This window comes from Streptomyces anulatus (assembly GCF_014650675.1).
Lineage (GTDB): Bacteria > Actinomycetota > Actinomycetes > Streptomycetales > Streptomycetaceae > Streptomyces > Streptomyces anulatus.
Genome location: NZ_BMVK01000030.1, coordinates 1 through 18,289, shown reverse-complemented (window position 1 = coordinate 18,289; position 18,289 = coordinate 1). Strand labels below are relative to the sequence as shown.

Below are 18,289 nucleotides of genomic sequence, written 5' to 3'. Positions count from 1 at the left end.
TACTCATGCGGGCGGCAGACCCCGGGGGGTTGACTCGGACCCATGAGCGAGAACAGCCACGACAGCGGCAGCACCCCGGTGACCGGACCCACGCACGCCCCCGACCCCCGTGCGTGGGTCGCCCCGCTGATCTCCACGATCGTGACGCTGCCGATGGGACTCGTCGCGCTGTTCATCGGCGGGCTCACCCCGATGGCGTGCGACTCCTGCAACGGGGCGGCGGCCGACCGCTTCGACGCGAGCTTCACCACCGCGTGGACCGTCCTGTGCATCGGCCTGGTCCTCGCCCTGATCGTGCTGGTCGCCACCTGGGCCGTCCCCCACCAGCTCCGCCACGCCGCCCGGCGCGTGGGCCTGGCCCTCACCGCCCCCACCGTCGTCGGGGTCACTTTCGTAGCATTCATGGCACTGGTCGACTGGCCCTGACAGAAAGTGTCCACCCCCATGAACGACACGAACCTCACGACCACGACGGAAGCGGCCGAAGCCGCAGAACGTCTGATAGCCGAGTTCCGCTCCCTGCCTCCCGACAACGACCGCAAGCGCGAGATCATCACCGAGCTGGACGACAACGCCCAGGCGCTGCCGTTCCTCGTCTCGGTCGTCGCCGACCCCGGCGAGTACGACCTCGCCCGCGTCGAGAGCGCCACCGTCCTGCGCCTGTGGCCCCCGGCCGATCCCGCTCTGCGCCACGAAGCGGGCCGCGCCCTGCTCAGCGCCCTGCGGGACCCGGAGGAGGACCTGGTCCGCCAGTACGCGGCGATGTCGCTGGCGCCCTACACGGCCGACCCGGTCGTCGCCGCGGTCCTGGACACCACCGCACGGGCCGACGAGGACCCTCTCGTACAGTCCGGCGCCCGCTTCGCCATCGAGGAGGCCCACCGGCTCCAGGAGACCGGAGCGGGTGGGCCGTGAAACACAGCGGGCCGGGCGGACCGGCTCAGCGCCGGGCGTCCCGCCCGAGCCACTGGGCGGCCTCGGTCGCCCAGTAGGTGAGGATCATCTGCGCCCCGGCCCGCCGGATCCCGGTCAGGCTCTCCAGGATCGCCTTGTCACGGTCGATCCAGCCCCGCTCGGCGGCGGCCTCGATCATCGCGTACTCGCCGCTGATCTGGTACGCCGCGACCGGCACGTCCACGGACTCCGCGACCTTGGCGAGGACGTCCAGATACGGCCCGGCGGGCTTCACCATGACCATGTCCGCGCCCTCCTCCAGGTCCAGCGCCAGCTCCCGCAGCGACTCGCGGGCATTGGCCGGGTCCTGCTGGTAGGTCTTGCGGTCGCCGGTCAGCGAGGAGCCGACGGCCTCGCGGAAGGGACCGTAGAAGGCCGAGCTGTACTTCACGGTGTAGGCGAGGATCGACACGTCCTCGTACCCGGTCTGGTCCAGGGCGTCACGGACCACGCCGACCTGACCGTCCATCATCCCGCTGGGGCCCACCACATGGGCCCCGGCGTCCGCCTGGACCTGGGCCATCTCCGCGTACCGCTCCAGCGTCGCGTCGTTGTCCACCCGGCCGTCGCCGTCGAGGACTCCGCAGTGGCCGTGGTCGGTGTACTCGTCCAGGCACAGGTCCGACATCACGACCAGGTCGTCGCCGACCTCCTCGCGGACCGCGCGCAGGCCGACCTGGAGGATGCCGTCCGGGTCCGTGCCCGCCGTGCCCCGGGCGTCCTTCTTCTCGTCCTCCGGCACACCGAAGAGCATGATCCCCGAGACCCCGGCCGAGACCGCCTCGACGGCCGCCTTCCGCAGGGTGTCCAGGGTGTGCTGGTGCACCCCGGGCATCGACGAGATGGCGACCGGGGCGTCGATGCCCTCCCGCACGAACGCGGGAAGGATCAGGTTCGCGGGGTCGAGCCGTGTCTCGGCGACCATCCGCCGCATCGCCGGGGTCGTCCGCAGCCGCCGGGGGCGGGAGCCGGGGAAGTTTCCGTACGCAGTCATCCTTCGACGATAGACCCGCACACGGCACGGTCTTACCGACACCCGCGCCGGGAAAGGCCCGCGAACGGGCCCCGGAAACGGCGGCGGGCCCGGCCGCAGGAGCGACCGGGCCCACTCACCCTCGTACCACTACGTCGTCGTCCGACGCCTGCGCGCACCCGGGCGCCGCTCGCTCGGCCGGGTCACCGGGTCACCGGCCTCCTTCGCCGCGTCCCGGCGCTGCGCGCCGAAGGCGGCGAGCGCCTCGGCGAGCTTGTGCACCGACGGCTCCGGGGACAGCACGTCGACCCGCAGGCCGTGCTCCTCTGCGGTCTTCGCCGTGGCGGGGCCGATACACGCGATCACCGTCACGTTGTGCGGCTTGCCCGCGATACCGACCAGGTTGCGCACCGTCGAGGACGAGGTGAACAGGACCGCGTCGAAGCCGCCGCCCTTGATCGCCTCACGGGTGTCGGCCGGCGGCGGCGAGGCGCGGACCGTGCGGTACGCGGTGACGTCGTCGACCTCCCAGCCCAGCTCAATGAGCCCGGCCACCAGGGTCTCGGTGGCGATGTCGGCACGCGGCAGGAACACCCGGTCGATCGGGTCGAAGACCGGGTCGTAGGGCGGCCAGTCCTCCAGCAGCCCGGCGGCGGACTGCTCGCCGGACGGCACCAGGTCCGGCTTCACGCCGAAGTCGATCAGCGCCGCGGCGGTCTGCTCGCCGACGGCGGCGACCTTGATGCCGGCGAAGGCACGGGCGTCGAGCCCGTACTCCTCGAACTTCTCCCGGACCGCCTTGACGGCGTTCACGCTGGTGAAGGCGATCCACTCGTAGCGCCCGGTGACCAGGCCCTTGACCGCGCGCTCCATCTGCTGGGGCGTACGCGGCGGCTCGACGGCGATCGTCGGGACCTCGTGCGGCACCGCACCGTAGGAACGCAGCTGGTCGGAGAGCGACGCGGCCTGCTCCTTCGTACGCGGGACGAGCACCTTCCAGCCGAACATCGGCTTGGACTCGAACCACGCGAGCTGGTCGCGCTGGGCGGCGGAGCTGCGCTCTCCGACCACGGCTATGACCGGCCGGTGGCCCTCGGGCGAGGGCAGCACCTTGGCCTGCTTGAGGACCTGGGCGATCGTCCCGAGGGTCGCCGTCCAGGTGCGCTGGCGGGTGGTGGTGCCCGCGATCGTCACGGTGAGCGGGGTGTCGGGCTTGCGGCCCGCGGAGACCAGCTCACCGGCGGCGGCGGCCACCGAGTCCAGCGTGGTGGAGACCACGGCGGTCGCGTCGCTCGCGCCGACCTCGCTCCAGCACCGGTCGGAGGCGGTACGGGCGTCGACGAAGCGGACGTCCGCACCCTGCGCGTCACGCAGCGGCACCCCGGCGTACGCGGAGACGCCGACGGCGTTCGCGACGCCCGGGACGACCTCGAAGGGCACCCCGGCGGCGGCGCAGGCGAGCATTTCCGCCCCCGCGTTCCCGTCCAGGCCCGGGTCGCCCGCGACCGCACGGACCACCCGCCTGCCGCCCTTCGCGGCCTCCATGACAAGATTGGCCGCATCCCTGAGAACGGGTACACCGACGGTTGTTGACGAGGTGTCAACGACGGTCAGCTCAGGCGTGCTCACGCCTGCCCGCGCATGGCTGCGAACGACGTCGAGCACATCGGGCTCGGCGACAAGGACGTCCGCGCTCGCGAGCGCCTCGACGGCGCGCAGGGTCAGCAGTCCCGGGTCGCCGGGACCGGCGCCGAGGAAGGTGACCTGCCCTTGGGCGGACAGGGCCGGAAAGTCGGATGCGGCGGGGCCGGTGGGGCTCAAAGTGCTCGCTCCCCCATAAGACCGGCCGCACCCTTGGCGAGCATCTCGGCCGCGAGTTCGCGACCGAGGGCCGCCGCGTCGTCGTGCGACGTGGGGACGGGACCGGTGGTGGACAGCTGTACGAGCGAGGAACCGTCGGTGGTACCGACGACTCCGCGCAGGCGCAGTTCGTTGACAACCTGTCCGTCGACCAGGAGGTCGGCCAGCGCACCCACAGGTGCGGAGCAGCCGGCCTCCAGGGCGGCGAGCAGGGCACGCTCGGCGGTCACGGCGGCCCGGGTGTACGGGTCGTCGAGCTCGGCGAGCGCGGCGGCGAGGTCGGCGCTGGACGCGGCGCACTCGATCGCCAGTGCTCCCTGGCCGGGAGCGGGCAGGACGGTGTCGACCGGCAGGAACTCGGTCACCTCACCGCTCCGGCCGAGACGGCTGAGCCCGGCGGCGGCGAGAACCACCGCGTCGAGCTCCCCGTCGCGCACGAACCCGATCCGCGTATCGACGTTGCCCCGGATGGGGACGGTCTCGATCCGCAGTCCGTGGGAACGGGCGTACGCGTTGAGCTGCGCCATACGGCGCGGCGAACCGGTGCCGATGCGGGCGCCGTCGGGCAGCTGCTCGAAGGTCAGCCCGTCCCGGGCGATCAGGGCGTCGCGCGGGTCCTCGCGCTGCGGCACGGCCGCCAGCACGAGGTCGTCGGGCTGGCCGGTCGGCAGGTCCTTGAGCGAGTGGACGGCGAAGTCCACCTCGCCGCGCGCCAGCGCCTCGCGCAGGGCCGCGACGAACACGCCGGTGCCGCCGATCTGCGCCAGGTGCTCGCGGGAGGTGTCCCCGTACGTGGTGATCTCGACGAGCTCGACGGCGCGCCCGGTCACCTCGCGAACCGCCTCGGCGACAAGTCCGGACTGGGCCATGGCGAGCTTGCTGCGCCGGGTTCCCAGCCGGAGCGGCGCGGAGTTCCGCGCGCCCGGGGATGAGTTGTCGGTCATGACCGCCCTCTATTCGGGTCGTTCAGGTCTGCCCGGGAGACGGCGGCCACCGTCTGCGGGTCGAGGTCGAAGAGTTCTCGCAGCGCGTCCGCGTACCCGGCGCCGCCGGGCTCGCTGGCGAGCTGCTTGACCCGCACGGTGGGCGCGTGCAGGAGCTTGTCGACGACGCGGCGCACGGTCTGGGTGATCTCGGCGCGCTGCTTCTCGTCCAGGTCGGGAAGGCGGCCGTCCAGCCGGGCGATCTCGCCGGCGACCACGCCGGCGGCCATGGTGCGCAGGGCGACCACGGTCGGGGCGACGTGCGCGGCGCGCTGGGCGGCGCCGAAGGCGGCCACCTCGTCGGACACGATGGTGCGGACCCGGTCCACATCGGCGGCCATCGGGGCGTCGGCGGACGCCTCGGCGAGCGACTCGATGTCGACGAGGCGCACACCGTCGATGCGGTGGGCGGCGCCGTCGATGTCCCTCGGCATGGCGAGGTCGAGCAGGGCGAGCCGGACCGGGCCGGTCGACTGGGCGGGCACGGTGACCCGGCGCAGCGCCGTCGCCGGACCTGCCTGCGCGGCGGAGGCGGCGGAACCGTTCTCCACCCAGGCGGCGTGCTGGTCGACGTCGGCCGGGGCCGGGGTGACGGTGACCGCCGGCCGCTCGGGCGCAGCGTCCAGGGTCACGCCCAGCGCGTCGGCGAGGGCGTCGGCGGTGAGCACGAGGCCCGTGGAACCGGTGCAGGAGACGACGATGTCGGCACGTGTCAGTTCGTCACCGACCGCGGACATCTCGACGGCCCGGGCGCGCACCGCGGTGTCGTCGCCCTGCTGGAGGATCTCCACCAGGCGGTCCGCGCGGGAGCGGGTCCGGTTGGCGACGACGATGTCGGCGACGCCGGTGCGGGCGAGGGTCGCGGCGGCCAGCGAGGACATGGATCCAGCGCCGATGACCAGGGCGCGCTTGCCGTCGGCCCAGCGCTCGGGGTCGGCCCCGGCGGCGAGCTGCTGGAGCCCGAAGGTGACGAGCGACTGCCCGGCCCGGTCGATCCCGGTCTCGCTGTGGGCGCGCTTACCGACCCGCAGGGCCTGCTGGAAGAGGTCGTTCAGCAGCCGTCCGGCGGTGTGCAGCTCCTGGCCGCGCGCGAGCGCGTCCTTGATCTGGCCGAGGATCTGCCCCTCGCCGACGACCATCGAGTCGAGACCGCAGGCCACCGAGAAGAGGTGGTGGACGGCCCGGTCCTCGTAGTGCACATAGAGATACGGAGTGAGCTCCTCGAGCCCGACGCCGCTGTGCTGGGCGAGCAGGGTGGACAGCTCGGCGACGCCCGCGTGGAACTTGTCCACGTCGGCGTACAGCTCGATGCGGTTGCAGGTGGCCAGCACGGCCGCCTCGGTCGCGGGTTCCGCGGCGAGGGTGTCCTGGAGCAGCTTGGCCTGGGTCTCGACAGCGAGGGAGGCCCGCTCCAGTACGGAGACGGGGGCGCTGCGGTGGCTCAGTCCGACGACGAGGAGGCTCATGCCGGCATCACGGCGGGCATGTCCCCGTCAGGTCCCTTCCGGCTCGTGGGCGTGGCCCGCATCGGGGGCGCGCCCTCGTCCTCGGCGGCGGAGTCCTCGCCGGCCTTGCGCTGCTCGTGGAACGCGAGGATCTGGAGCTCGATGGAGAGGTCGACCTTGCGCACGTCGACGCCCTCGGGCACCGACAGCACGGTCGGCGCGAAGTTCAGGATGGAGGTCACACCGGCGGCGACGAGCCGGTCGCAGACCTGCTGGGCCGCGCCGGGCGGGGTGGTGATCACGCCGATGGACACACCGTTGTCGCTGATGATCCGGTCCAGGTCGTCCGTGTGCTGGACGGCGATCCCGGCCACCGGCGTACCGGCCATGGCGGGGTCCGCGTCGATCAGCGCCGCGACCCGGAAGCCGCGCGAGGCGAAGCCGCCGTAGTTGGCGAGGGCCGCGCCGAGGTTACCGATGCCGACGATGGCGACCGGCCAGTCCTGGGTGAGCCCGAGCTCGCGCGAGATCTGGTAGACGAGATACTCGACGTCGTACCCGACACCGCGGGTGCCGTAGGACCCCAGGTAACTGAAGTCCTTGCGCAGCTTCGCCGAGTTGACCCCGGCGGCCGTGGCCAGCTCCTCGGAGGAGACCGTGGGCACCGATCGCTCGGAGAGCGCGGTCAGGGCGCGCAGATACAACGGAAGTCGGGCGACGGTGGCCTCGGGAATTCCTCGGCTACGGGTCGCCGGTCGGTGAGTTCGGCCAGTTGCCACGGTGCTCCTGCGGGATGAGCGGGGCTGCAGGCGGCCGTATGTCCCAGGACCGCCCCGTCGAATGCAGGCTATGTCTTTGTGAACGCGTGCACAAAGATGGTGTCCGTTTTGTCTGGTCAAAGTGACCGGGGTCACGCAACTTCCCCGCGCGATCCCGGAACCGGGGACCGCATCAGCCCGTTGCAGCCTCGAAGGGGGCAAAGCAGTACACACTCCTCACAGCCAAGCCCCCGAGGCCACCCAAAACGCCCACAATGTTAACCGGGTTTCGCGTCCGCACCCAGCGCCTTGCGCAGCCTCGCCGGGTCCACGCGCCAGAACGTGTGCTGTTCGTCATCGATCAGCACCACAGGAATCTGCTCCCAGTACTCCTTGTACAGCTCCTCGTCCTCGGTGATGTCCTTCTCCACCCACGACGCACCGGTCTCCTCGCAGACCGCGCTCACCACCGCCCGCGCGTCCTCGCACAGATGGCACCCGGGCTTCCCCACCAGCGTGACCACCCGCTCGGCGGGCTTCTTCCTCTTACGTCGCAGCAGAGCGCTCATGCCTTCATTCTGCGCCCGCCGGCCACCACCCCGGACCGCCCGGAATCAACCGATTCACCATTCCGACCCGCAGCGTTCACGCCCACGCATCGCGGCAGGTCGGGCAGGCGCGGACGGACTGGCTATGCTCACGGCATGGCCGCTCTTGGATGGCTCACACCCCGTAGGCGTTCCGCTACCGCACGGAGCGTCCTGGCAGGCGAGGCCGCCGCCGAGGCCGCGCGCAAGACCTCGGCCGCCGACGACGAATCCACCCTCCTGACCAAGGCCCCGGAAGAAGCGGACGCGACGCCTCCCGAGGAGCCCGCGTTCCCCGTCGCCGGGGACGACCGCGCCGCCGCCTTCTTCGACCTCGACAACACCGTCATGCAGGGCGCCGCGATCTTCCACTTCGGCCGCGGCCTCTACAAGCGGAAGTTCTTCGAGCGCCGCGAGCTCACCCGGTTCGCCTGGCAGCAGGCCTGGTTCCGGCTGGCCGGCGTCGAGGACCCCGAACACATGCAGGACGCCCGCGACAGCGCCCTGTCCATCGTCAAGGGCCACCGCGTCTCCGAGCTGATGTCCATCGGCGAGGAGATCTACGACGAGTACATGGCCGACCGCATCTGGCCCGGCACCCGCGCCCTGGCCCAGGCCCACCTGGACGCCGGGCAGAAGGTCTGGCTGGTCACCGCCGCCCCCGTGGAGACCGCCACCATCATCGCCCGCCGCCTCGGCCTGACCGGCGCGCTCGGCACCGTCGCCGAATCGGTCGACGGCGTCTACACCGGCCGGCTGGTCGGCGAACCCCTGCACGGCCCCGCCAAGGCCGAGGCCGTCCGCGCGCTGGCCGCCGCCGAGGGCCTGGACCTGGAGCGCTGCGCCGCCTACAGCGACTCGCACAACGACATCCCCATGCTCTCGCTGGTCGGCCACCCCTACGCGATCAACCCGGACACCAAGCTCCGCAAGTACGCCCGCGCCCGCGACTGGCGGCTGCGCGACTACCGCACCGGCCGCAAGGCCGCCAAGGTCGGCATCCCGGCCGCCGCCGGGGTCGGCGCGCTCGCGGGCGGCACCGCCGCCGCCGTCGCCCTGCACCGCCGCCGCCGCTGACCCGGGCCCCCGCCCCTTCCGCACCCTCCGCGCCCCGTGCCCGCCCTCCGCGAACGGCCACGGGGCGCAGCCACGCCCGGAGCCGGACATCCGTTCGCGAGCCGGTCCGCCGACGCGGGCGACGCCCCCTCCGGCCAGCCGGATTGTCGGTGCCCGGCCACAACCCGTCGCCCCCGTAGGCAGATCACGAAGTAATCCGATCAATAAACGGTCACCATGTGCTACTTGATACGTCACTTAGCGATAACAGAAACGACGGAACCGGTGATTTAGACAACTGGGTGTAGCGCTGCCTGCACGAAGCGTTATTCTCCTCAGACGCATCACGGAGACCGCCACTCGCTACCACGGGTGACGTTTTTCGAACTGCTCGTGATGGAAGCTCTGCCTCTGGGAGTCCCGTGTACCCACACGTCGGGGTTGACGCCTCGGGCCTGGCTACGCTGCGTGCATCGGTCATTGACCGCTTGCGCGGCTTCGTCCCCACCGCGTACGCCGTCCCCGCATTTGCCACCCCTGCACCTGCCGGCCCTTGCTACGCACTGGCCGAACGCAGTGCGGCGGTCGGAAGACGCGGCACCCGCGCCGCCTCGACCACGTCGACCGTCCGCCGTCCCACCGCCGACAGCGACAGCGCGCGCATGATGGATCTCGTCGAGCGCGCACAGGCCGGTGAGGCGGATGCCTTCGGCCGCCTGTACGACCAGTACAGCGACACCGTGTACCGGTACATCTACTACCGCGTGGGCGGCAAGGCGACCGCGGAGGACCTCACCAGCGAGACCTTCCTCCGCGCGCTGCGCCGTATCTCCACGTTCACCTGGCAGGGCCGCGACTTCGGCGCCTGGCTGGTCACGATCGCTCGCAACCTGGTCGCCGACCACTTCAAATCCAGTCGCTTCCGGCTGGAAGTGACCACCGGCGAAATGCTCGACGCCAACGAGGTGGCGCGCAGCCCCGAGGACTCCGTCCTGGAGTCCCTCTCCAACGCCGCACTGCTCCAGGCCGTGCGGCGACTCAACCCCCAGCAGCAGGAGTGCGTGACCCTGCGGTTCCTCCAAGGCCTCTCGGTCGCGGAGACCGCCCGGGTGATGGGCAAGAACGAGGGCGCGATCAAGACCCTCCAGTACCGAGCCGTACGGACGCTCGCCCGACTCCTGCCGGACGACGCCCGCTGATCCGACCTCTGCGTGACCGTCCCGTCACGCACTGGTCCGATCATCTTTCGCGCGTAACCCAAGTGCCGAGCGCCTCGTTGTGCCGGTTGCAGGCCCCCTGTCGTCACCCCCTGTCCGTAGCCACTCACTCCATCGAGTGGAAACGCTCAAGGTGTGCAACCTTCCGGACCGCCAGGGGAGTCGACCGTCATGACGAGAGGAGGTGCCGCCAGTGATCGCAAACGTTTCGGCACACCGGCGGGCGAACGCCTTCGCCCAGGCCCTGGAAGAACAACCCCCCAGGGTGCGGCGGCCGTACAGCCCGCGGAGCCGGCCGACCAGGCCGACCGCGGACCGCTGTTGGCCCTGGCGAACGGCCTCGGTGAGCTACCGAAGCCGCAGTTGGACCCCGAGGTCAAAATGGTGCAGCGAGCCCAGCTCGTCGCGGCCATGGAGACCATGTTCGCCGAGGGCGGCGCGTCCACGGGCCCTACGGTGCCCGTACAACGGGGCAAGGGGGCCCACCGGGCCTCACCACTGCGGAAATTGCGACCCCGCTCACGCTGGGCGAAAGGCCTCACTGCCGGCGGGCTCACCGTCGGCGTGGCCGCGGGAGCGTTCGGCGGCGTGGCAGCCGCCAGCTCCGACGCCCTCCCCGGTGATTCGCTCTACGGACTGAAACGCGGGATGGAGGACATCAGCCTCGGCATGGCCAAGGGCGACGCCGACCGCGGCGAGGTCTATCTCGACCAGGCCTCCACCCGGCTCAGCGAGGCCCGCAGGCTCATGGAGCGCGGCCGCTCCGGCGCACTGGACCACGAATCCCTCGGCGCCGTCAGACGCGCGCTCAACGGCATGTCCCACGACGCCTCCGAGGGCCACCGGCTGCTCCACTCCGCCTACCAGCGCGACGGAGCGATCGGCCCCATCCAGACCCTCGACACCTTCTCCCGCTCCCACCGCGACGCCTGGAGCAGCCTCCGCGACCGGCTGCCCGTCCAGCTCACCGACGTCCGCGACGAGGTCAGCTCCGTCTTCGACGCCATAGAGGACGAAGTCGCACCGCTCCAGTCCCTCCTCCCCCGCCCGCCGGGCGAGGACAAGGGCTCCGGACGCGCCGACACCCCCACCTCCCCGGGCACCGGCTCGTCCCGGACCGATGCCCCCGCGCCTCCGGCCTCCCCCGAGAAGCCCGGAGGCCGCACCGACGGCAGCACCGGCCCCGAGCCCTCCGGCTCGTCGGGCTCCACCGACACCACCCCGGAGGACGGCCTGCTGGGCGGCGGCACGGACGGCCTGCTGGACGACCTCCCGACGGACGGCCTCACCCCGCCCTCCCCCGAAGGCCGGCCCAGCGCACCGGCCGCCCCGGACGTCACCCTGCCTCCGCTCCTTCCGGGGCTCCTCCCCGGCCTCGGCATCGACGGCGAGAACCTCAAGCCGTAGAACGACGGGCCCGGCGCACACGAAAAGGAAGGGGGCCGGTACGCGATCCGCGTACCGGCCCCCTTCTCGTCTCCCGTCGTGGCTCAGCAGGTCAGAAGAACACCGACCGCCGCTGCACCAGCAGCTTGTACAGCGTGTGCTGGATCTGCTCACGCACCTGGTCCGTCAGGTTGAACATCAGCATCGGATCCTCCGCCGCCTCCGGCGGATACCCGTCCGTCGGAATCGGCTCACCGAACTGGATCGTCCACTTCGTCGGCAGCGGCAACGCACCCAGCGGCCCCAGCCACGGGAACGTCGGCGTGATCGGGAAGTACGGGATGCCCAGCAGCCGGGCCAGCGTCTTCGCGTTCCCGATCATCGGGTAGATCTCCTCCGCGCCCACGATCGAGCACGGCACGATCGGCGCCCCCGCCCGCAGCGCCGTCGACACGAACCCGCCCCGGCCGAAACGCTGAAGCTTGTAGCGCTCGCCGAACGGCTTCCCGATGCCCTTGAACCCCTCCGGCATCACCCCGACGATCTCGCCCGCCTCCAGCAGCCGCTGCGCGTCCTCCGCACAGGCCAGCGTGTGCCCCGCCTTGCGCGCCAGCTCGTTGACGACCGGCAGATGGAAGACCAGATCGGCGGCGAGCAGCCGCAGATGACGGTCCGCCGGATGGTTGTCGTGCACCGCGACCTGAAGCATCAGCCCGTCCAGCGGCAGCGTCCCGGAGTGGTTGGCCACGATGAGCGCCCCGCCGTCCGACGGGATGTTCTCGATGCCCTTCACCTCGACCCGGAAGTACTTGTCCGCCAGCGGCCGCAGCAACGACATCAGGACCTGGTCGGTGAGCTCCTCGTCGTAGCCGAACTCGTCGACGTCGTAATCACCGGTGACCCGACGCCGCAGGAACGCGAGCCCGCCCGCGATCCGCCGCTCCCAGCCACCGGCCGGGGAACCGTCCGCGTCCACCGCGTCCTGACGGGGCTCCTGGCCCCCCTCCCCCGCCTCCGGGGACAGCCCGGACAGCTCGGGGACCTGCGCCCCCGGCAGGGCGCTCACCGGAGCCGCGGAGCCGTCGCCCCGACCGCTGCCGGGGCCGCCCGCCCCGGTCCGGCGCCGCGCCGGACGCGACGCGCCACCGGACCGCGAACGGTCGTCGTCGAACGGAATGACCTTGGCGTCCGCCATCGTCGGTGCGCTCCTCTACCTGGCGCCGTGAGTCGTCTGTACCGCACCGGCCCCGCGCTCCCGCGGCCCGGCGCCTCCCGGCAGCGGCAACGCCGCCAGCCGGTCCACCGCCCTGCCCACCGTCTCCGGCGGCAGCAGCCCCGGACCCCGGCTCCGCGCGAACTCCGCGAACGTCTCCGCCGTGGTGAACTTCGGCCGGAAACCGAGGGTCTCGCGCATCTGCACCGTCGAGACCACCCTGCCATGGGTGAGCAGCCGGATCTGTTCCGGCGAGAAGTCGGTCATGCCGATCGTACGGAGCGCCGAGCCGACCCACGTGACGGCGGGCAGCAGCACCGGCACGGTCGGCTTCCCCAGCCGCCGCGAGCACTGCGACAGCAGCAGCACCCCGTCACCGGCGATGTTGAACGTGCCGCTGTTCAGCGTCCCGCGCCGGGGCTCGCTCGCCGCGATCCCCAGGACGTCGATCACGTCGTCCTCGTGCACGAACTGAAGCCGGGGGTCGTAGCCGAAGACGGTCGGCAGGACGGGCAGCGACAGATAGTCCGCGAGCGGCGAGTCCGGCCGGGGCCCCAGGATGTTGGCGAACCGCAGCACACACACCGCCACGTCGGGCCGGCGACGGGCGAAGCCCCGTACGTACCCCTCGACCTCCACCGCGTCCTTCGCGAAGCCGCCGCTGGGCAGCGACTTGGGCGGAGTGGTCTCGGTGAACACGGCGGGATCGCGGGGCGCCGACCCGTACACGCTCGTACTGGACTTCACCACGAGCCGGCGCACCGTCGGGGACTTCTGGCAGGCGCCGAGCAGCTGCATGGTGCCGATGACGTTGGTCTCCTTGATCGCCGTCCGGCCGCCGGCGCCGAGCGCCTTGCCGGAGACGTCCAGGTGCACGACCGTGTCGACGGCGTGCTCGGCCAGGATCCGCGCCAGGGCGGACTGCCGGATGTCCGCGCGCACGAACTCCGCGTCGCCCAGCTCGTGCGCGGGTGCGACCGCGTCGACGGCGATCACCCGGTCCACCCCGGGCTCGCGCTGGACGCGCCGGACGAAGCGGCCCCCCAGCTGCCGGGCCGCTCCTGTGACGAGCACGACCTTTCCCAAGACCCGGCTCCCCTGCTTCCCGCGGTAACTTCCCTGGCCGTCACCGTAGCGGGTGGACGCCGCCCTGTGACGCCCCCCTGCTCCGAAACGCACCGCAGCCCCTCCACCGGAACGGCGGAGAGGCTGCGGATCTCACGAACTGCGTTCGCTTACTTCTTGTTGCGACGCTGAACGCGCGTGCGCTTGAGCAGCTTGCGGTGCTTCTTCTTGGCCATCCGCTTGCGCCGCTTCTTGATAACAGAGCCCACGACTACCCTCGCTCACTTCATTTTCACTGGTGCGGGGCGTCTGGGCCCACACGACCTACGTCGGCCTAGCCTACCCGCCACCGTCCGAGGGACGTAATCCGCAGGCAACCTCAGGCTGATTCCACCCCCACAAAGGACTCGCGGAGATACGCGTGAACCGCTTGCTCCGGCACCCGGAAGGACCTGCCCACCCGGATCGCCGGCAGATGACCGCTGTGCACCAAGCGGTACACGGTCATCTTCGACACTCGCATGACCGAGGCGACTTCCGCCACGGTCAGAAACTTGACCTCGTTGAGAGGCCTCTCGCTGCCAGCAGCCATGACCCACCTGTACCTTCCGCACCGGACGGGCACCGGCTTCCCCTCCGGTGACTCTTCGTCGCTGTGCGCTCACTCCACAGATTAGGGGCGCGTGGTGCGAGTGGGGAAGAGGAGAGGCGGTCGGCGGCCTACTGTGACAGACGGGCCCGATTGAGCACATAGCGCGTCAACGGCCGGTAAAACGGCGCCCGTACGCCGTCGTCGAGCGGAACGACGACGGACACCCGCCCCTCCGCCTCCCCCACGAACAGCGCCGGATCATCCGTGTCCGCCGGCCCGATCGCCTCGATCCCCAGCTGACCTGCACCGCAGACCCAGCCGTGATCCCCGATCACCAACTGCGGCAGCACACCGAGCCGCTCCGCCGCGTCCTGGAGCGCGAGCCGCACCGGAAGCGGCGAATGCGTGTGCGCGCCGGTCTCGCCCCCCGTGGGCCGCCCCCCCGGTTCGCGCACCAGGGCGACACCCCGTACGTAGTCCAGGCTGTACGTGCGTACGCCAAACCGGGTCGTTATGTCGACACATCTCCCCTGCGCGGGGGTGAGAACAGGACAGCCGGCCGCCGACAGAGCGTCTGCCAGCCCGGCGTAGAAACCGAGCAACCGGTGCGGATGACCGGTCCCCAGCAGCACCGGAGCCCGCCGCTCGGCCACCAGCGCCAACCGCTCGGCGAACGCGTCCAGCGCGGCCACGGTCCGCTCCGGATCGATCGCGTCGGGGCCGCTCACATGCGCGGGATCGGCCGAGACCCCGCACCGCTCCGCCATCAGCCGCAACAGTTCGCCCTCGTCCCAGGCGCGCTCGGGCGCGAGCCCCAGCATCACCCGCGGATCCCGGGCGGCGAACAACCGGTAGCTGCGCAGGCTGGTCTCGCGCGGGGTGGCCACGGGCCCGGCCAGCCGGGCCGCCAGCAGATGGGCGCGCAGCGCCCCGGTGCTCAACACCCCTGGGATGCTGCCGTACCGCGGAGCCCCGGCGGGCGGGAATCCCGTTACGCCCCACCGTTGGCGTAACGCACGGCACAATGCCCCCGCACCGCCCGGAACTCAGGTCAGCAGCCCGCGCAGCGGGAACGCCGCCTTCCGGGACGCCAGCACCGCCTGGTCCAGCCGGTCCGCCGGGTCGTACCCGTCCTCCCACGCCTTCCACGACGGCGTACGCCCGTCCGTCATCCGGCCCGGCCCCAACTGCCGCGTACGGGCGTAGACGAGATCCCGCCAGGACGGCGGCACCACCGACTCCGGATCCACGGGAGCGTGCGCCGCGATCCCGACGAGATGCGTCCACGACCGGGGCACCACATCCACCACCGCGTACCCGCCGCCGCCGAGCGCCACCCAGCGCCCACCGTCCGCGTACCGGTGGGCCAGCTCGTGGCAGGACTCCATGACCGACCGCTGCGCGTCCAGGGACACCGCGAGATGGGCGAGCGGGTCCTCGAAGTGCGTGTCCGCCCCGTGCTGGGTGACGAGCACCTGGGGCCGGAAATCGGCCAGCAGCTCGGGCACCACCGCGTGGAACGCCCGCAGCCATCCCGCGTCCCCGGTCCCGGCCGGCAGCGCCACGTTGACCGAGGAGCCCTCGCCCACCCCGGCCCCGGTCTCCTCCGGCCACCCGGTCTGCGGAAAGAGAGTCCTCGGGTGCTCGTGCAGCGAGATCGTCAGCACCCGCGGGTCCTCCCAGAACGCGGCCTGCACCCCGTCCCCGTGGTGGACGTCCACATCGACGTACGCGACCCGCTCCGCACCCAGCTCCAGCAGCCGGGCGATGGCGAGAGCGGGGTCGTTGTAGACGCAGAACCCGGCGGCCGACCCGGGCATGGCGTGATGCAGCCCCCCGGTGAAATTCACCGCGTGCTCGCACTCACCCCGCCACACCGCCTCGGCCGCGCCCACCGACAGCCCCGCGATCAGCGCGGACGCCTCGTGCATCCCGGCGAACGCCGGATCGTCCACGGTCCCGAGCCCGTAGTCCTGGTCGGCCGCCTGCGGATCCGCGGAGGCGGCGCGCACCGCCGCCACGTAGTCCTGCCGGTGCACGAGCCGCAGGGTGGAGTCCCCCACCGACTTCGCCGACCGCAGATCCACCGCCCCGTCGAGCCCGAACGCCCGCACCAGCCCCATCGTCAGGGCCAGCCGGACCGGGTCCATGGGGTGCGTCTCCCCGAAGTCGTATCCCGTAACTGCGTCATCCCACATCAGCTGTGTGCGGCCGCTCATGCCCGCCACCGTATCGGGCGGGCTCCGGTCCGAACGCGCGGGCATACACGAGCGTCGCCAGCACCAGAACCATCGGTACGAGCATGGCGCCGCGATAACTCCACGCATCCCCCAGAGCACCCACGAGCGGCGAACCCACCAGGAACCCGACATAGTTGAAGATGTTCAGCCGGGCCACGGCCGCGTCGCTGTTCCCCGGGAACATCCGCCCGGCCGCCGCGAACGTCTGCGGCACGATCACGCAGAGCCCGAACCCGAGCATCGTGAACCCGAACATCCCCACCCAGGCCCCGGGCGCCACCGCCACGACCGCGAACCCGCCGGCCGCCAGCAGACTCCCGCCCCGCACGACGGCGACCGCCCCGAACCGCCGCACCCCGAGGTCCCCCAGGGCCCGACCCAGCAGGGTCGTCACCATGTAGACGTTGTACGGAACGGTCGCGAGCTGCTCCGAACCGCCCAGCACGTCCTGGAGGTACTTGGCACTCCAGTTGGAGACGGTCGAGTCCCCGATGTACGCGAAACTCATCACCAGGCACAGCGGCAGCAGCAGCCTGAACGACAGCGCCCCGCCCGCACCCCCGGGCCCGGCCCCCACATCCTCCGGCCCCTTCCCGTCCGGCTCCTTCCCCTCCGTGTACCACCGGCTCCCGACCAGCGCGGCGGGCAACAGCACCACCACCACGGGCAGGTAGGACCCGAGCAACGACAGATCCCACCGCGCCCCGGCCCACGCCAGGGACGCCCCCGCGATACCGCCGAGGCTGTAGGCGGCGTGGAAGCCGAGCATGATGCTGCGCCCGTACGCCCGTTGGAGGCTGACGCCCAGCATGTTCATGGAGGCGTCCAGCGCTCCGACGGCCAGCCCGAAGACGCCGAGCGCGACGGCGACGTGCCACACCTCCCGCCCCGCGCCCACCCCGAGCAGGGCGAGCAGGACCAGGGGCTGGGACCAGCGCAGGACGACACCGGGCCGCACCCGCGCGACCACCTTCTCGGTGGCGACGCTGCCGGCCCCCGCCAGGATCGGGACAGCGGCGAGGAAGACGGGCAGCAGCCCGTCGGATATCCCGTACTGGTCCTGAATGGCGGGGATACGCGTCACGAGAAGGGCGAAGGCCACCCCTTGAACGCCGAAGCTCAACCCCAGGGAGGCCCTGCCGTGCCGCAAGCCCGCATCAGTCATGGCCGCGAGCGTAGAGCCAGGCTCTACCCAGGGGTAGATGGATCAGGCGAGCAGTTCGGGGAGCTGGGCCATGTCGGAGAAGTGCCCGGTCACTCCGACGAGCCGGTCGGCGGGCATCATCGACGTGAACCCGTACACGTCCATCCCCGCGGCACGGGCCGCCTCGACCCCGAGCGGGCTGTCCTCGATGACGACGCACCGCTCCGGCGCGACGCCCATCCGCTCGGCGGCGTACAGGAACAGGTCCGGTGCCGGCTTGCCCCGCCCGACGTCCTCCGAGCTGAAGATCCACTCCTCCTCGAACCACTGGTCGATCCCCGTCTTGCGGTGCCCGACCCGGATCCGCTCGTGGCTCCCGGAGGAGGCGACACAGTAGTCCACCCCGTCCGCGACGAGCTTCCCGAGCAGTTCCTCGGCCCCGTCCACGGCCACGAGCTCCCGCTGGAAAGCGGCGAACGTACGGGTGTTGAGCGTGGAGTCGAAGTCCTCGGGCAGCTTCTGCCCGGTCCTCTCCTCGACGAGATCGTGGACCCGGTGCACGGCGGACCCCATGTAGTCACGGAGCGATTCGTCGTACGAGGTGGGGTGACCGAGTTCGGTCAGGTAGCCGGAGAGGACGGTGTTGGCGAGCGGCTCACTGTCGACGAGCACACCATCGTTGTCGAAGATGACCAGTTCGTAGCGCATGGTTCGACCCTAGACGTTCAGAACGCAGAAAAGCCCCGTGCCACAAGGCACGGGGCTTTCCCGGAAAAATTGTTCGGCGGCGTCCTACTCTCCCACAGGGTCCCCCCT

General features: G+C 71.5%; 18 protein-coding genes and 1 pseudogene. 5 read left to right on the top strand and 14 right to left on the bottom strand.

The features are described 5' to 3' along the window. Window positions 1-42 precede the first annotated feature (42 nt). Together IE272_RS37730 and IE272_RS37725 are read left to right on the top strand one after the other, a co-directional pair. The gene (locus IE272_RS37730; RefSeq protein ID WP_050358725.1) at window positions 43-426 is read left to right on the top strand and encodes a hypothetical protein; all 384 of its coding nucleotides are present in this window, start codon (window positions 43-45) and stop codon (window positions 424-426) included. Window positions 427-444: 18 nt separating this feature from the next. Continuing rightward, complete coding sequence (locus IE272_RS37725; RefSeq protein ID WP_050359003.1) at window positions 445-915, top strand: hypothetical protein; 471 nt, start codon at window positions 445-447, stop codon at window positions 913-915. A 25-nt stretch (window positions 916-940) separates the two neighbouring features. Here IE272_RS37725 and hemB read toward each other — a convergent pair whose 3' ends face one another. The 6 genes from hemB to IE272_RS37695 all read right to left on the bottom strand — a co-directional run bounded on the left by hemB (window position 941) and on the right by IE272_RS37695 (window position 7,542). After that, on the bottom strand, window positions 941-1,948 hold the full coding sequence (gene hemB / locus IE272_RS37720; protein WP_050358724.1) for a porphobilinogen synthase: 1,008 nt from the start codon (window positions 1,946-1,948) through the stop codon (window positions 941-943). 129 nt (window positions 1,949-2,077) lie between these two features. Then, complete coding sequence (locus IE272_RS37715; RefSeq protein WP_047177224.1) at window positions 2,078-3,748, bottom strand: bifunctional uroporphyrinogen-III C-methyltransferase/uroporphyrinogen-III synthase; 1,671 nt, start codon at window positions 3,746-3,748, stop codon at window positions 2,078-2,080. Continuing rightward, window positions 3,745-4,731 (bottom strand): hydroxymethylbilane synthase, encoded by a 987-nt coding sequence (hemC, locus tag IE272_RS37710; protein ID WP_050358723.1) that lies wholly within the window; start codon window positions 4,729-4,731, stop codon window positions 3,745-3,747. Before hemC ends, IE272_RS37715 begins: the two co-directional genes overlap by 4 nt. Continuing rightward, window positions 4,728-6,236, bottom strand: a complete 1,509-nt coding sequence (locus tag IE272_RS37705; protein ID WP_050358722.1) for a glutamyl-tRNA reductase — start codon at window positions 6,234-6,236, stop codon at window positions 4,728-4,730. Before IE272_RS37705 ends, hemC begins: the two co-directional genes overlap by 4 nt. Next, window positions 6,233-6,994, bottom strand: a complete 762-nt coding sequence (locus tag IE272_RS37700; RefSeq protein ID WP_032794347.1) for a redox-sensing transcriptional repressor Rex — start codon at window positions 6,992-6,994, stop codon at window positions 6,233-6,235. The genes IE272_RS37705 and IE272_RS37700 overlap by 4 nt, the downstream gene beginning before the upstream one ends. Before the next feature lie 257 nt (window positions 6,995-7,251). Continuing rightward, the gene (locus tag IE272_RS37695; RefSeq protein ID WP_018961576.1) at window positions 7,252-7,542 is read right to left on the bottom strand and encodes a glutaredoxin family protein; all 291 of its coding nucleotides are present in this window, start codon (window positions 7,540-7,542) and stop codon (window positions 7,252-7,254) included. A 135-nt stretch (window positions 7,543-7,677) separates the two neighbouring features. Between IE272_RS37695 and IE272_RS37690 the strand changes: the two genes are divergently transcribed. The 3 genes and pseudogenes from IE272_RS37690 to IE272_RS37680 all read left to right on the top strand — a co-directional run bounded on the left by IE272_RS37690 (window position 7,678) and on the right by IE272_RS37680 (window position 11,240). Beyond that, entirely contained in the window at window positions 7,678-8,637 is a 960-nt protein-coding gene (locus IE272_RS37690) for an HAD family hydrolase (RefSeq protein ID WP_007459031.1), read from the top strand. Window positions 8,638-9,038: 401 nt separating this feature from the next. Beyond that, window positions 9,039-9,815: an ECF subfamily RNA polymerase sigma factor, BldN family gene (locus IE272_RS37685; RefSeq protein WP_003968333.1), complete on the top strand. Its 777-nt coding sequence runs from the start codon at window positions 9,039-9,041 to the stop codon at window positions 9,813-9,815. Window positions 9,816-10,026: 211 nt separating this feature from the next. Next, window positions 10,027-11,240 (top strand): annotated as a pseudogene (locus IE272_RS37680) (DUF5667 domain-containing protein). A 91-nt stretch (window positions 11,241-11,331) separates the two neighbouring features. Here the strand turns inward: IE272_RS37680 and IE272_RS37675 are convergent. The 8 genes from IE272_RS37675 to IE272_RS37640 form a co-directional block, all read right to left on the bottom strand. Next, window positions 11,332-12,414, bottom strand: a complete 1,083-nt coding sequence (locus IE272_RS37675; RefSeq protein WP_190010218.1) for a lysophospholipid acyltransferase family protein — start codon at window positions 12,412-12,414, stop codon at window positions 11,332-11,334. 15 nt (window positions 12,415-12,429) lie between these two features. Further along, window positions 12,430-13,518 (bottom strand): NAD-dependent epimerase/dehydratase family protein, encoded by a 1,089-nt coding sequence (locus IE272_RS37670; RefSeq protein ID WP_050358719.1) that lies wholly within the window; start codon window positions 13,516-13,518, stop codon window positions 12,430-12,432. 149 nt (window positions 13,519-13,667) lie between these two features. Next, complete coding sequence (locus tag IE272_RS37665) at window positions 13,668-13,766, bottom strand: 30S ribosomal protein bS22 (RefSeq protein ID WP_003948845.1); 99 nt, start codon at window positions 13,764-13,766, stop codon at window positions 13,668-13,670. Window positions 13,767-13,876: 110 nt separating this feature from the next. Continuing rightward, on the bottom strand, window positions 13,877-14,089 hold the full coding sequence (locus IE272_RS37660) for a helix-turn-helix domain-containing protein (RefSeq protein WP_003968329.1): 213 nt from the start codon (window positions 14,087-14,089) through the stop codon (window positions 13,877-13,879). A gap of 128 nt (window positions 14,090-14,217) precedes the next feature. Next, window positions 14,218-15,033: a phosphatase gene (locus tag IE272_RS37655; RefSeq protein WP_097936566.1), complete on the bottom strand. Its 816-nt coding sequence runs from the start codon at window positions 15,031-15,033 to the stop codon at window positions 14,218-14,220. Window positions 15,034-15,135: 102 nt separating this feature from the next. Further along, window positions 15,136-16,308: an acetoin utilization protein AcuC gene (locus IE272_RS37650; protein ID WP_190010216.1), complete on the bottom strand. Its 1,173-nt coding sequence runs from the start codon at window positions 16,306-16,308 to the stop codon at window positions 15,136-15,138. Next, window positions 16,277-17,494 (bottom strand): MFS transporter, encoded by a 1,218-nt coding sequence (locus tag IE272_RS37645; RefSeq protein ID WP_190010214.1) that lies wholly within the window; start codon window positions 17,492-17,494, stop codon window positions 16,277-16,279. Before IE272_RS37645 ends, IE272_RS37650 begins: the two co-directional genes overlap by 32 nt. Window positions 17,495-17,536: 42 nt before the next feature. Next, a complete protein-coding gene (locus IE272_RS37640; protein WP_007459011.1) occupies window positions 17,537-18,181 on the bottom strand; it encodes an HAD family hydrolase in 645 nt (214 codons plus the stop codon). Between the last annotated feature and the right edge of the window lie 108 nt (window positions 18,182-18,289).